The sequence below is a fragment of the Pseudoflavonifractor sp. 60 genome (genome assembly GCF_009911645.1).
Classification (GTDB): domain Bacteria; phylum Bacillota; class Clostridia; order Oscillospirales; family Oscillospiraceae; genus Lawsonibacter.
The window spans coordinates 1-1,234 of sequence record NZ_QWKI01000251.1 but is presented as its reverse complement, the minus strand read 5'-3'; the positions used below and the strand labels follow the sequence as shown (position 1 = coordinate 1,234).

Here is a 1,234-nt window from a genome sequence, read left to right as displayed (position 1 = left end):
TGGACAAATGTCCCCCTATATTAGAGATTAGAGATAAAGAGTATAGAGATAAGAGTTTAGAGAATAGAGAGGGGGAACACGCCCGCACGTTGGGCCGGTATCAAAATGTTTTTCTGTCTGCCGGGGAATTGACTGAATTGCAATCGGACTTCCCCACCGTCTGGCAGGAGTACATCGAGAGGTTATCCGAGTACATGGCATCTACCGGCAGGACATACAAGAGCCATGCCGCCACTATCCGCCGCTGGATAGCTGATGATAGGCGCAAGGCCGCTCCCCCTGCCCGTGACCGGGATTATAGCGTGAAGGACGGTGATACCGTATGACGGAGATCCGCGAGGACGAATACCTTGATCCGGCTGACGGCCTTATCCATTGCCGCAAGTGCGGAGGCCCCCGGCAAGCCGTTATCCCTGACCCATTCAAAGGCGGCACTTTCAAGCCCCGGTGCGTCTGTTCCTGCCAGCAGGAGAAGGAGCGCCGCCGCAAAGAAGCCGAGGAACGCCGCCAGCGCATGGAGCGGATCAAACGTCGCAAGGCCCAGGGACTTCAAGACCGCTACCTCTACGGCTACACCTTCGCCCACGACAACGGGCAGAATCCCGTTATGGCGAAAGCCCACGCCTATGTCGATCACTGGCCCCAGGCGTTCAAGAAGAACATCGGCCTGTTGCTGTTCGGTGATGTTGGTACGGGCAAATCCTTTCTGGCCGGGTGCATCGCGAACGCACTTCTGGAACGGGACGTACCCGTACTCATGACCAACTTTCCGACCATTCTCAGCCGCCTGTGCGGGACGTTCGGAGAGAACAGGACGGCGTTTCTGGACAGCCTGGGAGACTATGACCTGTTAATCATAGACGATTTGGGCGTGGAGCGCAACACCGAGTACGCCATGGAGCAGATGTTTTCCATCATCGACAGCCGCTACCGGAGCGGCAAGCCGCTGATCGTGACCACCAACCTGAAGCTGGACGAACTGAAACACCCGCCCGACCTTGCCCACGCCCGTATCTATGACCGGATTTTAGAACGCTGCGCCCCTATCCTCTTTGCCGGAAAGAACTTCCGGGAGGACAACGCCGCCAGCACAAAGGCGGCGGCGCGGCGCATCGTATCACCTGATAATCAAAAAAATTGAAAGGAGCCGCCTATGGCAAAAACGAAAGCAGTCACCCCTACCACATCCACCCCGCAGACCAAGCGGACATTGGAGAAGCGCATCGGCCACACC

General features: G+C 57.1%; 1 protein-coding gene and 1 pseudogene. Both read left to right on the top strand.

What is annotated here, in order from left to right; all coding sequences use genetic code 11:
* A pseudogene (locus tag D1646_RS20955) lies at nt 1–326 on the top strand (replication protein); the annotation flags it as partial.
* Nucleotides 323–1,141 (top strand): ATP-binding protein, encoded by an 819-nt coding sequence (locus tag D1646_RS20950; protein ID WP_243154283.1) that lies wholly within the window; start codon nt 323–325, stop codon nt 1,139–1,141. The pseudogene D1646_RS20955 and the gene D1646_RS20950, both read left to right, overlap by 4 nt.
* The last annotated feature ends 93 nt before the right edge of the window (nt 1,142–1,234 follow it).

Bases quoted from the DNA above. Each gene is read 5' to 3' on its own strand.
- D1646_RS20950 (WP_243154283.1), top strand. From the start codon at position 323: ATGACGGAGATCCGCGAGGACGAATACCTTGATCCGGCTGACGGCCTT.